The following is a 17,924-nucleotide window of genomic DNA, read 5'->3' on the forward strand; positions in this document are numbered from 1 at the left end:
TTCGTTCTCTACAGCCGCGACAACAGCGACCTAGTGTCCGCCCTACCAGTAGTCGGAGGCATTTGCGTAGATAGTCTGCCTCCGGCCGGAGATTCGAACATAGCTCCTACGGAGGGATCCTCTCTTGCCTACATTCTGTATACATCTGGATCGACTGGGAAGCCAAAGGGTGTCGGCATAAGTCACGCAAACCTCGCGAACTATGTGCTGTGGGCGAGTGAATTCTATATTCGTTCAGTTGACGACAGGATTGCCCTTTACACGACACTCGCATTCGATTTCACTGTAACGTGCATCTTTCCTCCATTAATTGTGGGCGCCTCTATCGGGATATTCGACGGTGTCGCTGATCCTATGATAATTTTGGAAATACTCGATGACGCGCACATCAATGTTCTAAAGATTACGCCCTCGTACTTGTCGATTCTGCTTCAGTTGCTAGACCAAGAGACAAAACTGGAGCGGCTGATTGTAGGAGGAGAGGATCTGAAGACCGGTCTGGCAGCTCGAGTGCTCGCGAAGTTGAAGCCGGGTGCTCAGGTGATCAACGAATACGGCCCTACAGAGGCAACGGTCGGATGCATTTTCCACGTCTTCGATCCCAACTGCGATGCCACACCCTCTGTTCCGATTGGACGTCCGATTCCCAACGTGGAAGCCTTCATTCTCAATGAAGAAGGCTATACCGATGCAGTCAACGCGGAAGGAGAACTATGCATCGCAGGAAAGAGCCTTGCCGCTGGCTATCTCAATCTGCCTCAAAGAACGCGTGAGGCATTTCATCCCATTCCGCAGCGTCCGTGTGAATTGATGTATAAAACGGGGGACATCGTCAGACGATGTTCAAATGGAAATCTTCTCTTTATTGGTCGACGCGATGAACAAGTCAAAATTCGAGGGCATCGTGTCGAGCTCGGCGAAATAACCACCGCCATTCTTGCGAATCCGAAAGCTGAGGCGGTTCATGTCATTGCAATTCCCCAGCACGGGACGCATGCACTCGCCGCATTGGTGGCGAGTCAGCAGGCACTTTCCGCGCCAGAACTCATTGCTGGCATGAGGAATCGGTTACCTGACTATATGCTGCCCTCAGTCATCAAAATCGTAAGCGAGCTACCTCTGACAGCAAATCAGAAAGTTGATAGCGCCAAAGCTATGAAGCTTTTCAAACAGGGAGATGACTAATGAATTCAATTTCCAACGAACATGACTACGAATGCGAAGAAGCTTTAACTCTGCTTTGGGCAGAGCTGCTGGAAATGAACCTCGCTGATGTTCGTTCCGACACGGACTTTTTCAAGGCTGGGGGGCATTCACTTTCTGCGATGTTGCTGATCGCGCGGGTCCAAAAAGGCTTAGGCAAATTGGTCCCGCTGTTTGCGTTGGTTGAAAATCCTACGCCCGCAACCCTCGCGCAGTACATCTCAAACATGGGAGATCGTAAGATTGTGGAAGAACCAAAAGCACCGGATGGTTCGGCATCTCAAACTGAACGATTGCTGGGATACAACAATGAAGAGCGGCGTGATCGACGAAATGCCTGGTTCGATAAATACTATTCCTTAGCAATCACCAGCGCCGCTCATGCGGAGTTCTGTCGAAGGATATATGGTGAAAACTTTGGACAGCATGGCATGGCAGATTTTGTCCAAATCGATCAACTACTGGCGTACATGAAGCCAATTCCCGGCGACGTTGTTCTCGACCTAGGCTGTGGCTACGGTCTGATATCAGAATATATCTTTAAGAAGACCGGTGCATCTGTTGTGGGCGTGGATTTGGCTCCCAAAGCCATCGCCTTCGCGCAGACGTTGGCTGAACGAAACAGCAAGCTTCGGTTTCATTTAATGGACATTCAAAACATCACGTTCCCGGCAGGCACATTCAGTCACATCGTTTCCATCGACACCATCTACTACGCCACTTCCACCAAAAGCATTCTCGAAAAGTTCATCGAGATTGGACAGCCTGCCGTCAAAGTTGGGATTCTTCGGACATTTCCAATTCGAACCTTCACTAAAGAGACCTGGCACCCGGACAGAACGGAGTTGGCTGTTCTGCTTTCTGGTGCTTTTGGTGGATATCACGCTTCAGACCTCAGCAAAGAAGAAAACGAACACTGGCGCAAGAAGGTGCAGGTTCTGGAGACGCTGCGAGACGACTTCATAAAAGAAGGCAACCAAGAACTCTATGAGTTTCGCTACAAGGAAGCTAAATACGAGGCAGGAATCGAGCAGTTTCGATACATGTTTGTGTCGGAGCGATCACTATGACGGCCTTGGCAGCAGCGGCATCCGGCCCACTGCCCATTCGCGAGCATCCGACCTCAAACCACATTTCGTTCAATCAGGAACAGATCTGCCTGCTGGAGGCGTTCTATCCGAACAAAGGCGCTTACAACGCGCTGACTAAGATCCACATTCAAGGAAGACTCGACGTCAACTGCTTGGAAAAGGCCGTCACTCACATCGTGGGCCGTCATGAAATGCTCAGAACGACCATTGCTCTTGAAACCGATGGCTTTCGCGCGAATGTGCACCCCCACCACACCGTGAACATCAGCATTGACGATCTATCGGCACTGCCTGAGAAAGCACAGCTGCAGGCGTTCGACGAATGCTTTCGACGTGCGCTCGCCAGGCGCTTCCGTGTGGAGCAGCTGCCGCTGTTTGAGATTTGCGCCATTAAGTTTGGACCTGAAGCCTGGAAGCTTATTCAAGTGGAGCACCATGCCGTTCACGACGGTTGGTCGTTTGGGCGCCTTTGGACAGAAATCCAAACTGCGTACAACGCCTTTGATTCTGGCGACAAACCCTCCTTGCCCGCGTTGCCGACCCAGTACCAGCAGTTCGTCCATTGGCAGCGTGAGCGCCTGGCGGGTTCATACGGGACGGCAGCGCTCGAGTTTTGGTGCAGCTATTTGGCGGAGTTTGATCACCATCGGGTGGTCACCGTGTCGAGCAAGTCGCAAAGACAGGGCAAGATCAGTAACTTCACAACAGAAGTCTCTGAATCTCACTGTGTCCGAGTCGAACTCGCAGCTCGCAAGCTTGGCGTGTCGGCATTCGTGTTGATGTTTTCGACATTCATTCTCCTACTCGCCCACCGAACTGCCCAAGAGGAATTGACCGTGGGCACCGCGGTGAGTGCTCGCACTGAGCCTGATCTTGAACCGCTGATAGGGATGATTGTCAATACGCTGCCTATCCGAGTCAGTCTCGGTCACGACCGCTCCATCAGGACGACCTGTCGGCTAGTTCAGACATCGTTGTTCAAGTCGTTGCGGTACCCCGATGTCCCTCTGTCACTGATCGTTCGCCGTCTCGGGTTAACGGAGACGCGCGGTCGCAACCCAGTCTTCCAGCAGTGCTTCAGTTTTCACGACTCAGTGATTCCGAGAATCGAGTTAAACGGTGCAACAGGATTGATTGAGGAAGAGCACAATTGCGTCTCAAAGTTCGACATCAACGTTGTAGCTATTCCTCCAAATATAGCTCGCGGCACCAAGAGCATGCGCATGTTCTGGCAGTTTGCTGAAGGACTGCTTAGTGAAAGTGAGTGTGTCCGCTTTGCGGACGAGTATGCAGCGCTTCTCGTTCAAGTCGTAGCCAGTGCGTAGATGTGCAACGCGCAGCTTAAATAGAGGGACGCAGCTATGACAGCGAATGGGAGGTTCATGCCGGCGGTGATTCTGGGCATGGGGGCCTTCATGGCGACGTTCGACATCACCGCCGTTTCCCTTGCCCTGCCGTCCATCGGAACGACATTGTCAATACCGACGAACGATCTTGTCTGGGTCATGAACGTCTACAGCATGACGTTTACCGTCGTTCTCATTGTCGCCGGAACTCTAGCTGATCAGTGGGGCCCAAAACCGGCGCTCATCTTCGGAACATCGATCTTCCTAATCTCTTCAGGCGGTTGCGGGTTTGCGGACTCGTTTCGACTCCTGATTGCAGGGCGCCTCGTACAAGGGATTGGCGCAGCTTTCATCTTATGCGGCGGCTACGCAATGATGAGCCAACTCTACTCGGAAAAAGCGCAGCGAATCCAGGCCTTCGCTATCATGGGCACCATCAGTGGCTCCGCAATGGCCGTTGGTCCAGGACTTGGCGGCATCCTCTCCAGCACCCTCGGGTGGCCCTGGATTTTCTTCTTGAACATTCCTGTTTGCTTGGTCATTGTTGGAGCCCTGTGCCGCGTCAATTGCGTCAAATCTTCGGACTGCGCGACCTCCATTGATTTCTTGGGAATTGCCGCTTTTGGCGTGCTGATGCTCGTCGCCTCGTGGTGCATGATTCACGGGCCTTCCCTCTTCGACGTGCGCCTGAGCCTCGCCGTGGCGGCGGGCCTCGTTGCGTTCCTGGCTGCCCTCTTCATCGTGATTGAACTGACAGTCCGGCGACCCGCGGTGGACCTTACGCTCCTTGCGCGCAGAACGTTTTGCGGACTGGCTATCGTCCCGATTTGCCTTGCCTTTTCCTATTGGGCGCCGTTGGTCTTTCTTCCCATCCTGTTGGAGTCTGTCTTTCGGCTTGACGGCCTTTCGGCGTCGTACGTGATGCTCGCGTTCACCTGCCCCATGTTCTTGGTTCCATACTTGGCGACCGGCCTCGCAACACGCATCCATGAGGGTGTCTTCTTCTCCTATGGCCTACTCGGTGTCGCCACAGGTAGCTTGTTGATATCAGCTGGCGCTCATTTCGTGAGCATCGGTCTTTCGATGCTGGGCATGGCGCTTGCGGGCTCAAGTGCAGCTGCCATCCAAAACCAGGTATCGGGGGCCTTGATAGCCGCAGCGCCTGCAGACCGATCGGGCACGGTCACAGCCCTCATGACTATCCTTAGACAGGGAGGTTTTGTACTTGGAACGGCCCTGTTGTCCGCCGTCATGAGCGTTCTGCAAGGTATCTCCTCCAACGAGTTCCCGTTTATGTTTGTGGTTTGCGCCTCGATTTCACTTGTCGGCGCTGTCGCAACCCGCATCCTCGTGTCGAGGGATGAGAAAAGTACGCGAGGAGGAGCCTATGCAAACTGAGCCTCGAGCAGGCGAGCAATCTGAAGTCAATCAGAGCGTCGCTTCTATATGGAAGTCGATCTTGTGTTGTACGGCCGTTGGGCCCAGTGATGACTTCTTCTCATCTGGAGGGACCTCTCTGGCCGCCGTCAAGTTTCTGGCTGCTTTGGAGAAATGCTTTGGTGCTGAAGTCTTGACTCCCGAAGAGTTATACAAGGTTCGCACATTCGGAGCGATAGCCTCGGCGGTGGAGCGCCATGTCCAGCGGTGAGCCGAGTCAGTCCCGCGGGGACTTCCTACACCAATCCATTTGCGACGTGTTTGCCCGCCAAGTTGCTCTCCGACCGGGCGCAGTGGCCATCAGAACTGAGAAGCAGGCTGTTTCCTACATCGAACTGGATGCCGCGGCTGAGAGGGTCTGCTGCCTTCTACTTGAACGCGGCATTGAGCCCGGGATGACGGTGTCGATTGCAATTCCCAGAACTCCGTCGTACATCGCTTCGCTCCTTGGGGTCCTCAAAGCTGGTGCTGCCTACCTTCCTGTAGATCCAGCTTGGCCGCCGACCCGCGTCGCGGCCGTGATAGACACCGCTGCCGCAGCATTGCTTGTCGTGGGTGAGCGCGCGCCATTGCCAGAGCTTCCCCATGTCCCACGAATGGTACTTTCGGAAGATATTTTCAATCCAGGGAAGTCCTCCGCAGCCGCCCCACCGCAGCGCCGCCGCCCAGTGTCGGGGGCGGACGTGGCATACGTATGCTTCACATCCGGATCCAGTGGAACACCGAAAGGCGCGTTGATCCCCCACCGGGGTGTCGTCAGTCTCGTCCTCGATCAGAACTATGCGCATTTTTCGGAACGCACGGTGACTTTGCACCACACTTCTCCGGGATTCGACGTCGCCGCCGCCGAGATATGGACGCCGCTTCTCAATGGAGGAACGTGTGTACTGCTGAGTGGCGAGCTCGTCAGCATTGGTCGCATCGGCGCAGCGATTCGAGCGGGTAACGTGAACACCATGTTCATTACCACGTCGCTTTTCAACGTCATCGTGGATACGTCAGTCGAGATTCTGGAACGTCTGACGAGTGTTTTCATTGGTGGCGAGGCTCAGTCACCTCGGCATGTTCGTACAGCTAGTGCTCGTCTCCCAAACGTGGAGATCATGAACTTGTACGGTCCAACTGAAGCTTCGGTCACAACGACATTTTTTCCGCTCGACAAGTTGGCGCCGAAAGCGAAGAACGTACCGATAGGACGCTCGATTCGTCATCGAGAGATCTTGCTGGTCGGAGCCAATGGCACGATTGCCCAGCCCGGCGAAGCCGGGGAGATCTGGATTGCGGGACCTGGTCTTGCGCTGGGGTATGTCAATCGGCCGGACCTCACGGCGGAGCGCTTCGTTTGCGCTGCCCTAGGGTCTTCCGAGACTCGAACCTTTTATCGCACAGGCGACCTGGGGCAATTCAACAATGAAGGGGATCTGGAGTTCGTTGGTCGTTTAGACAACCAAGTAAAACTGAACGGATACCGCATCGAGGTGGGCGAGATAGAGCGTGCGTTGACGATGCATGCTTGCATTCGTCAAGCCGCTGTGGTGGCCCAAGGCGTTGATCTAGCTCGCAAACTGAAGGCAGTGCTGGTTACAACTGCGTGGCCTTTGGAAGACGTCGGCGAGTTTCTTGCAGAAGTACTTCCCAAGTACATGATTCCTGCCGAGTATCGGCGCGTCCAGGAGCTGCCGCGCAACTCCAGTGGGAAAGTTGATCGCCAGGCGGTAGCGTTGCTGTTCGACGAAACATAGCGATGCGCGACACGCCGCAGCGTCAATGCGGCATCTTGGATCGACTTGAGGAACGAGCGGTCGACCCCGTGTTGGGCTCGATTGGCCTGTGCGCATAGGTGGCGCGAAACTGATCGGCGCCACGTCCATCATTGGCGTCGACACTGTGCCGGCCCGGCCCGCCGTCGCTCGCGCGCTCGGCACCGACCTCGTGGTCGACTTCCGCCTGAGCGGCCTGGTGGACCAGATCACGGCTGACCGCAGGCCGCGGGTGTCCCTCCGCGTCAGAACAGTTGTCGCCTCGATAGAACCAAGACCCCGGGGGCGGCGATAAGGATGAGTGGCTCGATATGGACAGGCATCCAAGTGACCAGGAGGTGCGCAGGGACGCTGAAACTCAGAGGCTCATGCGCGGGCGCCTGCGAGATCGTCACTCAGAGCACGCGCAGGCAGTGACCAGCAGGCCGGGGCACGAACCGCACCGGGAGAGGCCCGCCGATTGCCACAGGTGCAGATTCGTTGTCTGGGCAGTGGGCGACTCCGCTGCGGGGCCGGTCGTGGCAAGACATGCCGAGAGCATAGCCCGCTGCAATCGGATCGTCGCGGTCGGCCGCCGGGGCACAGGGGGGCGCGGAAGCTACCCCCGCTTGTTCCGTATCGGCAGCTTGATCTCCGACGCCGGAATCTCCCGCACCAGTTCGAGGATGTCCCACTCGTCCCCCTGCTGCGCCCGCTTCTTCATCTTGAAGTGGTACATCGGCATCATCGCCTGGTGGTCTTCCGGGCGGAAGGTCATCGTGCCCTTGGGGGTCTCGAAGTCCATGCCTTCCATCGCCGCGATCAGTTTCTCGGTGTCGGTCGAGCGGGCCTTGCGGATCGCGGTGACGACCGCGCTGGCGGCCGAGAACCCGCCGCAGACGAAGAAGTCCGGCGGCATCTTGTAGCGCTTCATGTGCTCGGTCACCAGCCAGTCGTTGGCCTTGTTGCGCGGGAACTTGTAGTGGTAGTAGGTGCCGCCCTCCAGGCCCTCGAACTCGCGCCAGGTCTGCATCACGCTCAGCAGCGAGCCGCCGGGCGACAACTCGATGCCGAAGCGCTCGGGATTCATGCCGGCCAGCTTGCGGATCGGGTGCTCGCCGCCCCACGGGATCACCAGCACCTTGCGCCCGCTCGCGCCCTTGAGCGAGTCGGCGATGCGCTGGAACGGCGCCGTGAAGTCGGTCGTGCCCTGCGGCACGAATTCCTCGTGCCCCATCTTGGCCTGCGGATTGAGCCGCGCGAAAGCCTCCTTGTAGGCCGTGACGTTGTCGCGGCCGAAGACGTTGTCCTGGGCCAGGAAAGCCACCGTCACCGGCCCGCCGAAGGCCGACACCGAGGCGGTGGCGTCCAGGCTGGTGGTGCGCGCGACGCGGAACACGTAGCGGTTCCACTTGTCGCCGGTGATCGAGTCGGCCGCAGACGGCTCGACGATCAGGATCTTCTTGTACTCCTCGGCGATCGGCAGCGCCGCCACCGTGCCCGACGAGCCCCCCGCGCCGACCGCGATGTCGACCTTGTCGTCGGCGTAGGCCTCGGCCAGCAGCGCCTTCGACAGGTCGGGCCGCAGCTGGTCGTCCTTGACGATGATCTGCACCTTGCGGCCGTCGATCGCCATGCTGCCGCCGGTGAGGTATTCGAGCCCTATGCGGAAGCCCAGCTCGTCCTGCTTGGCATAGGCCTCGAAGGGGCCGGTCTTGGCGACGATCAGCGCCACCTTGATGTCGCCGGTCTGGGCCAGCAGGGTGCCGCCCGCGGGCAGCAGCAGGCCGGCGGCGGTCGCCTGGCTGAATCTTCTTCTCGAAATCATGCGCTTCGTCTCCTGGTGAATGAAGGGGTCAGCCGGCCGTGCTGCGAACCTGCAGCGCGAGGCCGGCGCAAAGCTCGGCGACGCGGGCGCGCGCGGCCTCGTCGGCCACTGCCACCACGGCGACGACGCCGTGCGTGCGGTCGTCGCGCACCTCGATGCCGGCATGCGGCAGGTCGCCGGCGGCGAACAGTTCGCGCAGGGTGCGCGCGATGGCCTGCTTGCGCAGCGTCGGCTTGAAGATCTTGCCGACGGCGGTGACCGGCATGCTGTCGATGCACTCGACCCAGTGGGGCGCGGCGGCGCGCTCGGTGACATGCGCCTTGGCGAAGGCCTTGAGTTCTTCCGCATCGGCACGCGCGCCGTGGCGCAGCTTGACGTAGGCGACCGGCAGCTCGCCCGCATAGGCATCGGGGCGGCCGACCGCGGCCACCAGTTCGACCTCGGGGTGTCGGGCCAGCGCTTCCTCGATCATCGACGGGTCGATGTTGTGGCCGCCGCGGATGATCAGGTCCTTGGCCCGGCCCACCAGCCAGAAGTAGCCGTCGGCATCGCGCCGGCCGAGGTCGCCCGAATTGAGCCAGCCGCCCGGCAGCCAGAGGCCGGCGTCGTGGCGCGGATCGCGGTAGCCCGGCGTGAGGTGCGGCCCCAGGATCGCGACCACGCCGATCTCGTCGGTGGCGGCATCGCGCACGTAGGCGCCGAGCTCGTCGAGGATCACGGTCTTCATGCGCCCGTAGGGCACCGGCAGGCCGATCGAGCCGACCCGGCGCTCGCCGTCGCGCGGGTTCACCGAGGCGCAGGCGGTGGTCTCGGTCATGCCGAAGCCTTCGAGCAGCCGGATGCCGGTGGCGCGCTCGAAGCGCCGGAACAGCTCGACCGGCATCGGCGCCGCGCCGCAGATGCCGAAGCGCAGCGAGCCGAGGTCGGCGCCCGCGATCGGCACGTTGAGCAGCGCCGCGTAGACCGTCGGCACGCCCGAGAAGGTGGTGACCCGGAAGCGCTCGACCAGGCGCCAGAAGCCGGCGACGAGCTTCGGATTGCGAAAGCCCTCCCGGCCCGCGAGCAGCACCCGCGCGCCGTGCATGAAGGGCGCGAGCCCGGTGACGACCACCCCGTTGACGTGGAACAGCGGCAGGCCGCAGACCATCACGTCGCTGGGCCGGATGTCGAACATCTCGCCCAGCATCCAGCTGTTGACGATCAGCGCGCGGTGCGAGAGCTGGGCGATCTTCGGCGTGCCGGTGGTGCCGCCGGTGTGGAAGCAGGCGGCCAGGGCGGCCGGCTCGCGCAGGGGCTCGAACACGGGCTCGGCGGGTTGGGCGGCCAGGGCATCGTCGAAGCGGCGCACGCCCGGCGGCAGCGCGGCCGGATCGGCGGCGCCGACCCACAGCGTCTCGCGCAGGCCCGGCAGTCCGGCCAGCACCGGCCCGAGCTTGGCCCACAGGTCCGGTGCCTCGGCGGGCGAGGCGGTGACCACCACCCGGGCGTCCAGCGCCTGGAGCAGGTCGGCGATCTGCGCCGGCTCCAGGAAATGGTTGACCGCCGCCACCCGGCAGACCGCCTGGGCGCCCCAGATGCAGAAATGCGCCTCGGGCACGTTCGGCAGCAGGTAGGCGACGCAGTCGTCGCGCTGCAGTCCGAGCGAGGCCAGGTGGTTGGCGGTGCGGACGATGCGCTCGTGCAGCCGCGCGTAGCTGACGTCGACCGGCATGGCCTCGGCGCTGCCCTCGGGCACGAAGGTCAGCGCCGGGCGGTCGGGCCAGGCGGCGGCCGCCAGGCGAAAGACGTCGAGGGTCGAGTCGATGCCGGCGAAGCGCTGGTCGAGGGCGACCGCCTCGCGCGCCAGCAGGTCGGCGCCGTCGCGGACCGGCGTGCGGGTCGGCCGTTGGTCGGAAGGGTGGGGAAGGATGGACATGGTTGTCGGTGCGGGGGCCGCGGGGATGCCGGTCAAGGCTAGCGGGCGGGGGCGTCGAACGCTTGCGTCCAGGCGCTGAAAGTCGCTTCGCGGCAAGCCGCGCGCGCAGCGAGTTTGCGCAAGACCTCGCCGTGGCCGATGCCTAAGCTTGCCGGACACACACCATCGACCCGCTCCAGCGCGGCGGGCAAAGCGCACATGGCAACCATCGAATCGACCATTTCCCCCGGCAGCGAGGCCTTCCAGGCCAACCGCGATGGCATGCTCGCGCTGATCGAGCGCGTCCACGGCTACGAGCGGCGCAGCGTCGCCACCTCGGCCAGGTCGCGCGAGCGCTTCGAGAAGCGCGGCCAGCTGCTGCCGCGCGAGCGGCTGTCGCTGCTGCTCGACCCGGGCACGCCGTTCCTGGAGATCTCCTCCCTGGCGGGGCTGGGCCTCGACAATCCCGACCTCGAAAAGAGCGTGCCGGGCGGAGGCGTGATCGGCGGCATCGGCTGGGTCTCGGGGGTGCGGGTGATGATCAACGCCTCCGATTCCGGCATCGACGCCGGTGCGCTGCAGCCGATGGGCATTCCCAAGCAGCTGCGCATGCAGGAGCTGGCGCTGGAAAACAAGCTGCCCTACATCCAGCTGGTCGAAAGCGCCGGCGCCAACCTCATGACCTACAAGGTCGAGGAGTTCGTGACCGGCGGCAACCTGTTCCGCAACATCGCGCGCATCTCGGCGGCGGGGCTGCCGGTGCTCACGGTGACGCACGGCTCGTCCACGGCGGGCGGCGCCTACCAGACCGGCCTGTCGGACTACATCGTGATGGTGCGGGGCCGCTCGCGGGCCTTCCTGGCCGGCCCGCCGCTGCTCAAGGCCGCCACCGGCGAGGTCGCGACCGAGGAAGAACTGGGCGGTGCCGTGATGCACACCGCGATCTCGGGCCTGGGCGACTACCTGGCCGAGGACGACCGCGACGCGATCCGGATCGCCCGCGAGATCATGGCCAACATCGACTGGAACCGCGACTTGGCCGTGGAGCCGCCGCGCCGCTTCAAGCCGCCGCGCTACGACGCCGAGGAACTGCTGGGCATCATGCCGATGGACCACAAGCGCCCGGTCGACATGAAGCAGGTCATCGCCCGCATCGCCGACGATTCCGAGTTCCTCGAATTCGGCGAGAACTACGGCGGCGCCACCGTGGTCGGCCACATCAAGATCGAAGGGCTGCCGCTGGGCATCGTCACCAACAACGGCCCGATCGACCCGGCCGGCGCCACCAAGGCGACCCACTTCATCCAGGCCTGCTGCCAGTCGAAGACGCCGATCCTCTACCTCAACAACACGACCGGCTTCATGGTCGGGCGCGACTACGAGGAGGCCGGCATCATCAAGCACGGTTCCAAGATGATCCAGGCCGTGACCAACGCCACGGTGCCGCAGATCACCATCTATTGCGGCGCGTCCTTCGGCGCCGGCAACTACGGCATGTGCGGCCGCGGCTTTCATCCGCGCTTCTGCTTCTCGTGGCCGAATGCCAAGACCGCGGTGATGGGCGGCGAGCAGGCCGCCAAGACCATGGTCATCGTGACCGAGGCCGCGATGAAGCGAAAGGGCGAGGTCGACCAGGCCAAGCTCGACGACCTCGAGCGCCGCATCATCGACCGCTTCGACAGCCAGATGAGCGTCTTCACGACCAGCGCGCGGCTGCTCGACGACGGCGTGATCGACCCGCGCGACACCCGCGCCGTGCTGTCCAAGGTGCTGTCGATCTGCCGCGAAGCCGAACTGCGCGAGCCGCAGAAGATGCAGTTCTCCGTAGCACGTCCCTGAGGGCCACGGCATGCAACTGACCCCCGAACACGAAGCCCTGCGCGACACGCTGAACCGCTTCATCGACAAGGAGATCAATCCCCATGTCGACGAATGGGAGCGCGAAGAGATCTTCCCGGCCCACCAGGTCTTCCGGCAGCTGGGCGCGCTCGGCCTGCTGGGCCTGACCAAGCCGGTCGAGAACGGCGGCTCGGGCCTCGACCCATCCTATGGCGCCGTGCTGGCCGAGGGCCTGGCGCGCATCAATTGCGGCGGCATCCCGATGGCCATCGGCGTCCAGACCGACATGGCGACGCCCGCGCTGGCGCAGCGCGGCAGCAAGGAACTGCGCGACGAGTTCCTGGCACCGGCGATCAGCGGCGAGTACGTGGCCTGCCTCGGCGTCTCCGAAGTCGGCAGCGGCTCCGACGTGGCCTCGATCAAGACCACGGCACGCAAGGACGGCGGCGACTACGTCATCAACGGCGGCAAGATGTGGACCACCAACGGCACGCAGGCCGACTTCTGCTGCGTGCTGGCCAACACCTCCGACGGCGCGGCGCACCGCAACAAGTCGCTGATCGTGGTGCCGATGAAGACCAAGGGCGTGACGGTGGCGCGCAAGCTGCGCAAGATGGGCATGCATGCGTCCGACACCGCCCAGCTGCATTTCGACGACGTGCGGGTGCCGCAGCGCCACCGCATCGGCGAAGAGGGCATGGGCTTCATCTACCAGATGGAGCAGTTCCAGCTCGAGCGGCTGTGGGGTGCGCTCAACAGCGCCGGCATGGCGCAGCGCGCGATCGACACCACCATCGGCTACACCCGCGACCGCCAGGCCTTCGGCCGTTCGGTGCTCGACAACCAGTGGGTGCACTACCGGCTGGCCGAGCTGCAGACCGAGGTCGCCTGCCTGCGCGCGCTCTGCTGGCAGGGCGTGGCCGAGGTCACGGCCGGCCAGGACGCGACCCGCACCGCCACCATGGCCAAGCTCAAGGCCGGCCGCGTGATCCGCGAGGTGGCCGACAGCTGCCTGCAGTTCTGGGGCGGCATGGGCTTCATGGACGAGAGCCCGATCTCGCGCATCTTCCGCGATGGCCGGCTGACGTCGATCGGCGGCGGTGCCGACGAGGTGATGCTGCAGATCCTCAGCAAGTTCATGGGCATCTACCCCCAGCCGGCCTGAACGCAGGCCCTCATCCGGACCCACTCTCATGACTGCCCCAACTCTCTCTACCCCCTCCGCCACGCCCTTCCACAAGGTCCTGGTCGCCAACCGCGGCGAGATCGCGCTGCGCGTGATTCGCAGCGCGCGCGCCATGGGCTACCGCACGGTGGCCGTGTATTCCACCGCCGATGCCGGCGCCCGCCACGTGCAGGAGGCCGACCAGGCGGTCTGCATCGGCGAGCCGCTGCCGGCCCAGTCCTACCTGCGCATCCCGGCCATCGTCGAGGCGGCGAAGCTCAGCGGCGCCGACGCGGTGCACCCGGGCTACGGCTTCCTGGCCGAGAACGAGGATTTCGCGCAGGCCTGCAAGGACGCCGGGCTGGTCTTCATCGGGCCCTCGGCCGAGGCCATCGTCGCCATGGGCCACAAGGCCGGCGCCAAGACCTTGATGCAGGCGGCCGGCGTGCCCTGCATCCCGGGCTACCAGGGCGAGGACCAAGGCGAGGCCCGGCTGGCCGACGAGGCGGCCCGCATCGGCTTCCCGGTGATGATCAAGGCCACCGCCGGCGGCGGCGGCCGCGGCATGCGGCTGGTGCCTTCGGCGAAGGAGTTTCCCGAGCTGCTGCGCAGCGCGCGATCGGAAGCGCAGAGCGCCTTCGGCGACCCCGAAGTCATCCTCGAACGCGCCATCGTCGAGCCGCGCCACATCGAGATCCAGATCTTCGCCGACCGCCATGGCAACGCGATCCACCTGGGCGAGCGCGACTGCTCGGTGCAGCGCCGGCACCAGAAGCTGATCGAGGAGGCACCGTCGCCCGCGGTCGATGCCGCGCTGCGCGAACGCATGGGCGCGACCGCGGTGGCGGCGGTCAAGGCGATCCGCTACGAAGGTGCCGGCACCCTCGAATTCCTGCTCGACCGTGAGGGCAATTTCTACTTCATGGAGATGAACACGCGGCTGCAGGTCGAGCACCCGGTGACCGAAGCCGTGACCGGCCTCGACCTGGTCGAACTGCAGCTGCGGGTGGCGGCGGGGGAGCCCTTGCCGCTGACCCAGGCGCAGGTGCGTTTCGAGGGCCATGCGATCGAGGTGCGCTTGTGCGCCGAGGACGCCGACCAGGGCTTCATGCCGCAGAGCGGCACGGTGGCGCTGTGGAAGATGCCGGCGCAGCTGCGGGTCGAGGATGCGCTGCGTTCGGGCGCCGAGATCCCGCCGTACTACGACTCGATGATCGCCAAGATCATCAGCCATGGCCGCACCCGCGACGAGGCGCGGCGCAAGCTGGCGGCCGGCCTGGAAGACGCGGTGGCGCTCGGCGTGACCACCAACCAGGCCTTCCTGCGCAGCTGCCTCGCGCATCCGGTGTTCGCCGCGGGTGGCGCCACGACGGCGTTCATCGGCCAGCACCAGGACGCCTTGCTGGCGGAAGATGAGGCCCTGCAGGCGCGTGCCGCGGCGCTGGCGGCCGTGCTGCTCTACGAGACCACGGGCGAGCGCCGGCAGCGCGCGGCCGGCCGGCGCCTGTCGCACAACCTGCCGATCTCGCTGCGCTTCGACATCGGCGGCAAGGTGCAGAACGCGAGCGTGACCTTGCCGCGGCAGCACCACTTCGAGGTCGCCCTCGGCGAGCGCAGCGTCGCGATCGAAGGGGTGGCCATCGCCGCCGATTCGGTCCGCTTCACCTGCGACGGCCTGCAGGAGCAAGCGACCTGGTTCCGCGACGGCGCGACCCTGCTGCTGCAGTACCGGGGGCTGGCGCTGCGTATCGAAGACAAGACCCGCGCCGCCTCGGCGCGGCAGGGCGAGTCGGGCGGCGACGGCAAGCTGCGCGCCTCGATGAACGGCCGCGTGGTCGCGGTGCTCGCGACGGTCGGCGACATGGTGGAGGCGGGGCAGCCGATCGTCACGCTGGAGGCGATGAAGATGGAGCACGTCCATGCGGCGCCGGTCGCCGGGCGGCTCACGGCCGTGCATGTGTCGAACGGGGAGCAGGTGGCGGCCAGCCGCGTGGTGGCCGAGATCGAAGTGGTCGCGGCGGCGGCTGCATGAGCAAGGAGACCCCCATGACGGATCAAACCCAAGCCGTGCTGCACGAGAAGCGCGACAGCGCCTTCTGGATCACCATCAACCGCCCCGACAAGCGCAACGCGATCAACAAGGACGTGATCGAGGGCATCCGCGAGGGCTACCGCCAGGCCCATGCCGACCCCGAGGTGCGCGTGATCGTGCTGACAGCCGCCGGCGACAAGGCCTTCTGCGCCGGCGGCGACCTGCAGCCCGGCGCGGGCTTCGCCTTCGACCTGTCGCGGCCCAACATCGACTACGCCGACATGCTGCGCGAGGCACAGGATTCGACCTTGCCGAGCATCGCGCGCATCAACGGCGTCTGCATGGCCGGCGGACTGGGCCTGCTCTGCATGACCGACATGGCGGTCGCCGCCGACCATGTGCAGTTCGGCCTGCCCGAGGTCAAGATCGGCCTGTTCCCGATGCAGGTGCTGAGCCTGCTGCAGCGCATCGCCCCGCGCCGCACGGTGCGCGAATGGTGCCTGTCGGGCGAGCCCTTCGATGCCGCCGAAGCCCGGGCCAACGGCCTGCTCAACCATGTGGTGCCGGCCGCCGAGCTCGACGCCAAGACCCAGTGGCTGATCGACCGTCTCGCCAACAAGTCCCCGACCGCGATCCGCCGCGGCAAGTACGCGATGCGGGCGCTGGAGGCCATGTCCTTCGACGAAGGCATCGCCTACACCGAGAGCCAGATCGCGCTGCTCGCGATGACCGAGGACGCGAAAGAGGGCCTGGCCTCCTTCAACGAAAAGCGGAGGCCGACGTGGACCGGGCGCTGACCGGCGCACCCACCGACCGCAGCGCCCACGCGGTCGGCCTGCACGAATGGCTCTCGCGCCGCGCCGGGCGGGTTCCGGATCGTCCGGCGCTGAGCTGCGGCGATGTGCGCTGGACCTACGGCGAGCTGCAGCAGCGCATCGAAGCCATGTCGGCGGTGCTGGCGGCCGGCGGCGTCGCGGCTGGCGACCGGGTCGGCTACCTGGGCCTGAACGACCCGATGTTCGTGGTCGTGATGTTCGCCATTTCGCGGCTGGGCGGCGTCTTCGTGCCGCTCAACTTCCGCCTGAGCGGACCCGAGCTGGCCTGGATCATCGGCGACGCCGGCATCCACACCCTGGTCGCGGGCGAGGCGCACGTGGCGGTCATCGACGGCGTGCGCGGCACGCTGGCTTGTCAGCGATTCATCCACCGGGCCGGCGGTGCGCCAGGCTGGGAATCGGCCGATGCGCTGATGGCCCGGGCCGGCGCGGCGGCGGCGGCAGTGCCGGCCACGGCCGACACGCTGGCCGTCATCATGTACACCTCGGGCACCACCGGCCATCCGAAGGGCGCGATGCTCACGCACGGCAACTTCTGGGCCAACAACCTCAACGAGATGCTGTTGTGGGACATGGTCTCGACCGACGTCACCCTCAACTTCGCGCCGATGTTCCATGTCGGCGGCCTGCTGTGCGGCAGCCTCAGCACCTTGCTCGCGGGCGGGCACCTGGTGCTGCAGCGCGCCTTCGACGTCGCCGCCGTGTTGCAGGCGGTGCGCGAGCACCGCATCACGGTCAGCTTCGCGGTGCCGGCGATGCTGCTGTTCATCAGCCAGCATCCGGGCTTCGCCGACGCCGACCTGAGGTCGCTGCGGCTGATCGCGGTCGGCGGCGCGCCGATGCCCGAGCCGCTGCTGCGCCTCTATGGGGCACGCGGCATTCCGGTGCACCAGGGCTACGGCATGACCGAGACCGCCTCGATGATCACCTTCCTGAGCCCCGACCGCGCGACCGACAAGCTGGGCTCCAGCGGCACGCCGCCGCTGCTCACCGAGATCCGGCTGATCGACGCGGTGGGCGAGCCGATCACCGAGCCCGGTGCCGCGGGCGAGGTCTGCGTGCGCGGCGCCAACGTGATGGCCGGCTACTGGAAGCAGCCCGAGGCCACGGCCGCGGTGTTCACGCGCGACGGCTGGTTCCGCAGCGGCGACGTCGGCTATCGCGACGCCGAGGGCTTCCTCTACATCTGCGACCGGCTCAAGGACATGGTCATCAGCGGCGGGGAGAACATCTATCCGGCCGAGGTCGAGAGCGTGCTCTACGACCATCCCGACATCGCCGAGGTGGCGGTGATCGGCGCGCCCGACGAACGCTGGGGCGAGCGCGTGGTGGCGGTGGTGGCGGCCAAGCCGGGGCGGGCGATCACGCTCGAGGCCTTGCAGGCCTTCGCCGAGACGCGGCTGGCACGCTACAAGCTGCCGCGAGAGCTCCGCATCGTCGACGCGCTGCCGCGCAACCCGACAGGCAAGGTGCTCAAGGCCAAGCTGCGCACGCCCGCGAAGGAGGGCACCTGA

General features: G+C 64.0%; 13 protein-coding genes. 11 read left to right on the forward strand and 2 right to left on the reverse strand.

Features of this window, described 5'->3' with window-relative positions:
• Positions 1–33: 33 nt before the first annotated feature.
• The 6 genes from QTI33_RS00360 to QTI33_RS00380 are packed head-to-tail and all read left to right on the forward strand — an operon-like array spanning position 34 to position 6,819.
• Complete coding sequence (locus tag QTI33_RS00360) at positions 34–1,185, forward strand: amino acid adenylation domain-containing protein (protein WP_286503708.1); 1,152 nt, start codon at positions 34–36, stop codon at positions 1,183–1,185.
• Positions 1,185–2,273: a class I SAM-dependent methyltransferase gene (locus tag QTI33_RS00365; protein ID WP_286503709.1), complete on the forward strand. Its 1,089-nt coding sequence runs from the start codon at positions 1,185–1,187 to the stop codon at positions 2,271–2,273. Before QTI33_RS00360 ends, QTI33_RS00365 begins: the two co-directional genes overlap by 1 nt.
• Positions 2,270–3,619 carry a condensation domain-containing protein gene (locus QTI33_RS00370; RefSeq protein WP_286503710.1) on the forward strand — a complete coding sequence of 450 codons (1,350 nt, stop codon included), beginning with the start codon at positions 2,270–2,272 and terminating at the stop codon, positions 3,617–3,619. Before QTI33_RS00365 ends, QTI33_RS00370 begins: the two co-directional genes overlap by 4 nt.
• Positions 3,620–3,676: 57 nt before the next feature.
• Positions 3,677–5,038, forward strand: a complete 1,362-nt coding sequence (locus QTI33_RS00375) for an MFS transporter (RefSeq protein ID WP_286503711.1) — start codon at positions 3,677–3,679, stop codon at positions 5,036–5,038.
• On the forward strand, positions 5,028–5,288 hold the full coding sequence (locus tag QTI33_RS35060; protein ID WP_353506303.1) for an acyl carrier protein: 261 nt from the start codon (positions 5,028–5,030) through the stop codon (positions 5,286–5,288). Before QTI33_RS00375 ends, QTI33_RS35060 begins: the two co-directional genes overlap by 11 nt.
• Positions 5,275–6,819, forward strand: coding sequence for an amino acid adenylation domain-containing protein (locus QTI33_RS00380; RefSeq protein WP_286503712.1), 1,545 nt, complete (start codon positions 5,275–5,277; stop codon positions 6,817–6,819). The genes QTI33_RS35060 and QTI33_RS00380 overlap by 14 nt, the downstream gene beginning before the upstream one ends.
• Before the next feature lie 616 nt (positions 6,820–7,435).
• Here QTI33_RS00380 and QTI33_RS00385 read toward each other — a convergent pair.
• Both QTI33_RS00385 and QTI33_RS00390 read right to left on the reverse strand, forming a co-directional pair.
• Positions 7,436–8,644 (reverse strand): substrate-binding domain-containing protein, encoded by a 1,209-nt coding sequence (locus QTI33_RS00385; protein ID WP_286503713.1) that lies wholly within the window; start codon positions 8,642–8,644, stop codon positions 7,436–7,438.
• Between the two features lie 28 nt (positions 8,645–8,672).
• Positions 8,673–10,559 carry an acyl-CoA synthetase gene (locus QTI33_RS00390; RefSeq protein WP_286503714.1) on the reverse strand — a complete coding sequence of 629 codons (1,887 nt, stop codon included), beginning with the start codon at positions 10,557–10,559 and terminating at the stop codon, positions 8,673–8,675.
• 198 nt (positions 10,560–10,757) lie between these two features.
• On the opposite strand from QTI33_RS00390, the gene QTI33_RS00395 reads away from it, so the two are divergent.
• Genes QTI33_RS00395 through QTI33_RS00415 form a run of 5 tightly spaced genes read left to right on the forward strand, consistent with a single transcriptional unit; the run spans position 10,758 to position 17,924 of the window.
• Positions 10,758–12,377, forward strand: coding sequence for an acyl-CoA carboxylase subunit beta (locus QTI33_RS00395; protein WP_286503715.1), 1,620 nt, complete (start codon positions 10,758–10,760; stop codon positions 12,375–12,377).
• A gap of 10 nt (positions 12,378–12,387) precedes the next feature.
• The gene (locus tag QTI33_RS00400) at positions 12,388–13,542 is read left to right on the forward strand and encodes an acyl-CoA dehydrogenase family protein (RefSeq protein WP_286503716.1); all 1,155 of its coding nucleotides are present in this window, start codon (positions 12,388–12,390) and stop codon (positions 13,540–13,542) included.
• 28 nt (positions 13,543–13,570) lie between these two features.
• Entirely contained in the window at positions 13,571–15,574 is a 2,004-nt protein-coding gene (locus QTI33_RS00405; RefSeq protein ID WP_286503717.1) for an acetyl/propionyl/methylcrotonyl-CoA carboxylase subunit alpha, read from the forward strand.
• 14 nt (positions 15,575–15,588) lie between these two features.
• Complete coding sequence (locus QTI33_RS00410) at positions 15,589–16,371, forward strand: enoyl-CoA hydratase/isomerase family protein (RefSeq protein WP_286503718.1); 783 nt, start codon at positions 15,589–15,591, stop codon at positions 16,369–16,371.
• Positions 16,356–17,924, forward strand: coding sequence for an acyl-CoA synthetase (locus QTI33_RS00415; protein WP_286503719.1), 1,569 nt, complete (start codon positions 16,356–16,358; stop codon positions 17,922–17,924). Before QTI33_RS00410 ends, QTI33_RS00415 begins: the two co-directional genes overlap by 16 nt.

The organism is Variovorax davisae (assembly GCF_030316845.1).
Classification (GTDB): Bacteria; Pseudomonadota; Gammaproteobacteria; order Burkholderiales; family Burkholderiaceae_C; genus Variovorax; species Variovorax davisae.

Excerpts from the sequence above, each read along its gene's own strand:
- QTI33_RS00365 (WP_286503709.1), top strand. The coding sequence starts at position 1,185 with ATGAATTCAATTTCCAACGAACATGACTACGAATGCGAAGAAGCTTTA.
- QTI33_RS00390 (WP_286503714.1), bottom strand. The coding sequence starts at position 10,559 with ATGTCCATCCTTCCCCACCCTTCCGACCAACGGCCGACCCGCACGCCG.
- QTI33_RS00375 (WP_286503711.1), top strand. The coding sequence starts at position 3,677 with ATGCCGGCGGTGATTCTGGGCATGGGGGCCTTCATGGCGACGTTCGAC.
- QTI33_RS00410 (WP_286503718.1), top strand. The coding sequence starts at position 15,589 with ATGACGGATCAAACCCAAGCCGTGCTGCACGAGAAGCGCGACAGCGCC.
- QTI33_RS00385 (WP_286503713.1), bottom strand. The coding sequence starts at position 8,644 with ATGATTTCGAGAAGAAGATTCAGCCAGGCGACCGCCGCCGGCCTGCTG.
- QTI33_RS35060 (WP_353506303.1), top strand. The coding sequence starts at position 5,028 with ATGCAAACTGAGCCTCGAGCAGGCGAGCAATCTGAAGTCAATCAGAGC.
- QTI33_RS00400 (WP_286503716.1), top strand. The coding sequence starts at position 12,388 with ATGCAACTGACCCCCGAACACGAAGCCCTGCGCGACACGCTGAACCGC.
- QTI33_RS00370 (WP_286503710.1), top strand. The coding sequence starts at position 2,270 with ATGACGGCCTTGGCAGCAGCGGCATCCGGCCCACTGCCCATTCGCGAG.
- QTI33_RS00395 (WP_286503715.1), top strand. The coding sequence starts at position 10,758 with ATGGCAACCATCGAATCGACCATTTCCCCCGGCAGCGAGGCCTTCCAG.
- QTI33_RS00405 (WP_286503717.1), top strand. The coding sequence starts at position 13,571 with ATGACTGCCCCAACTCTCTCTACCCCCTCCGCCACGCCCTTCCACAAG.
- QTI33_RS00380 (WP_286503712.1), top strand. The coding sequence starts at position 5,275 with ATGTCCAGCGGTGAGCCGAGTCAGTCCCGCGGGGACTTCCTACACCAA.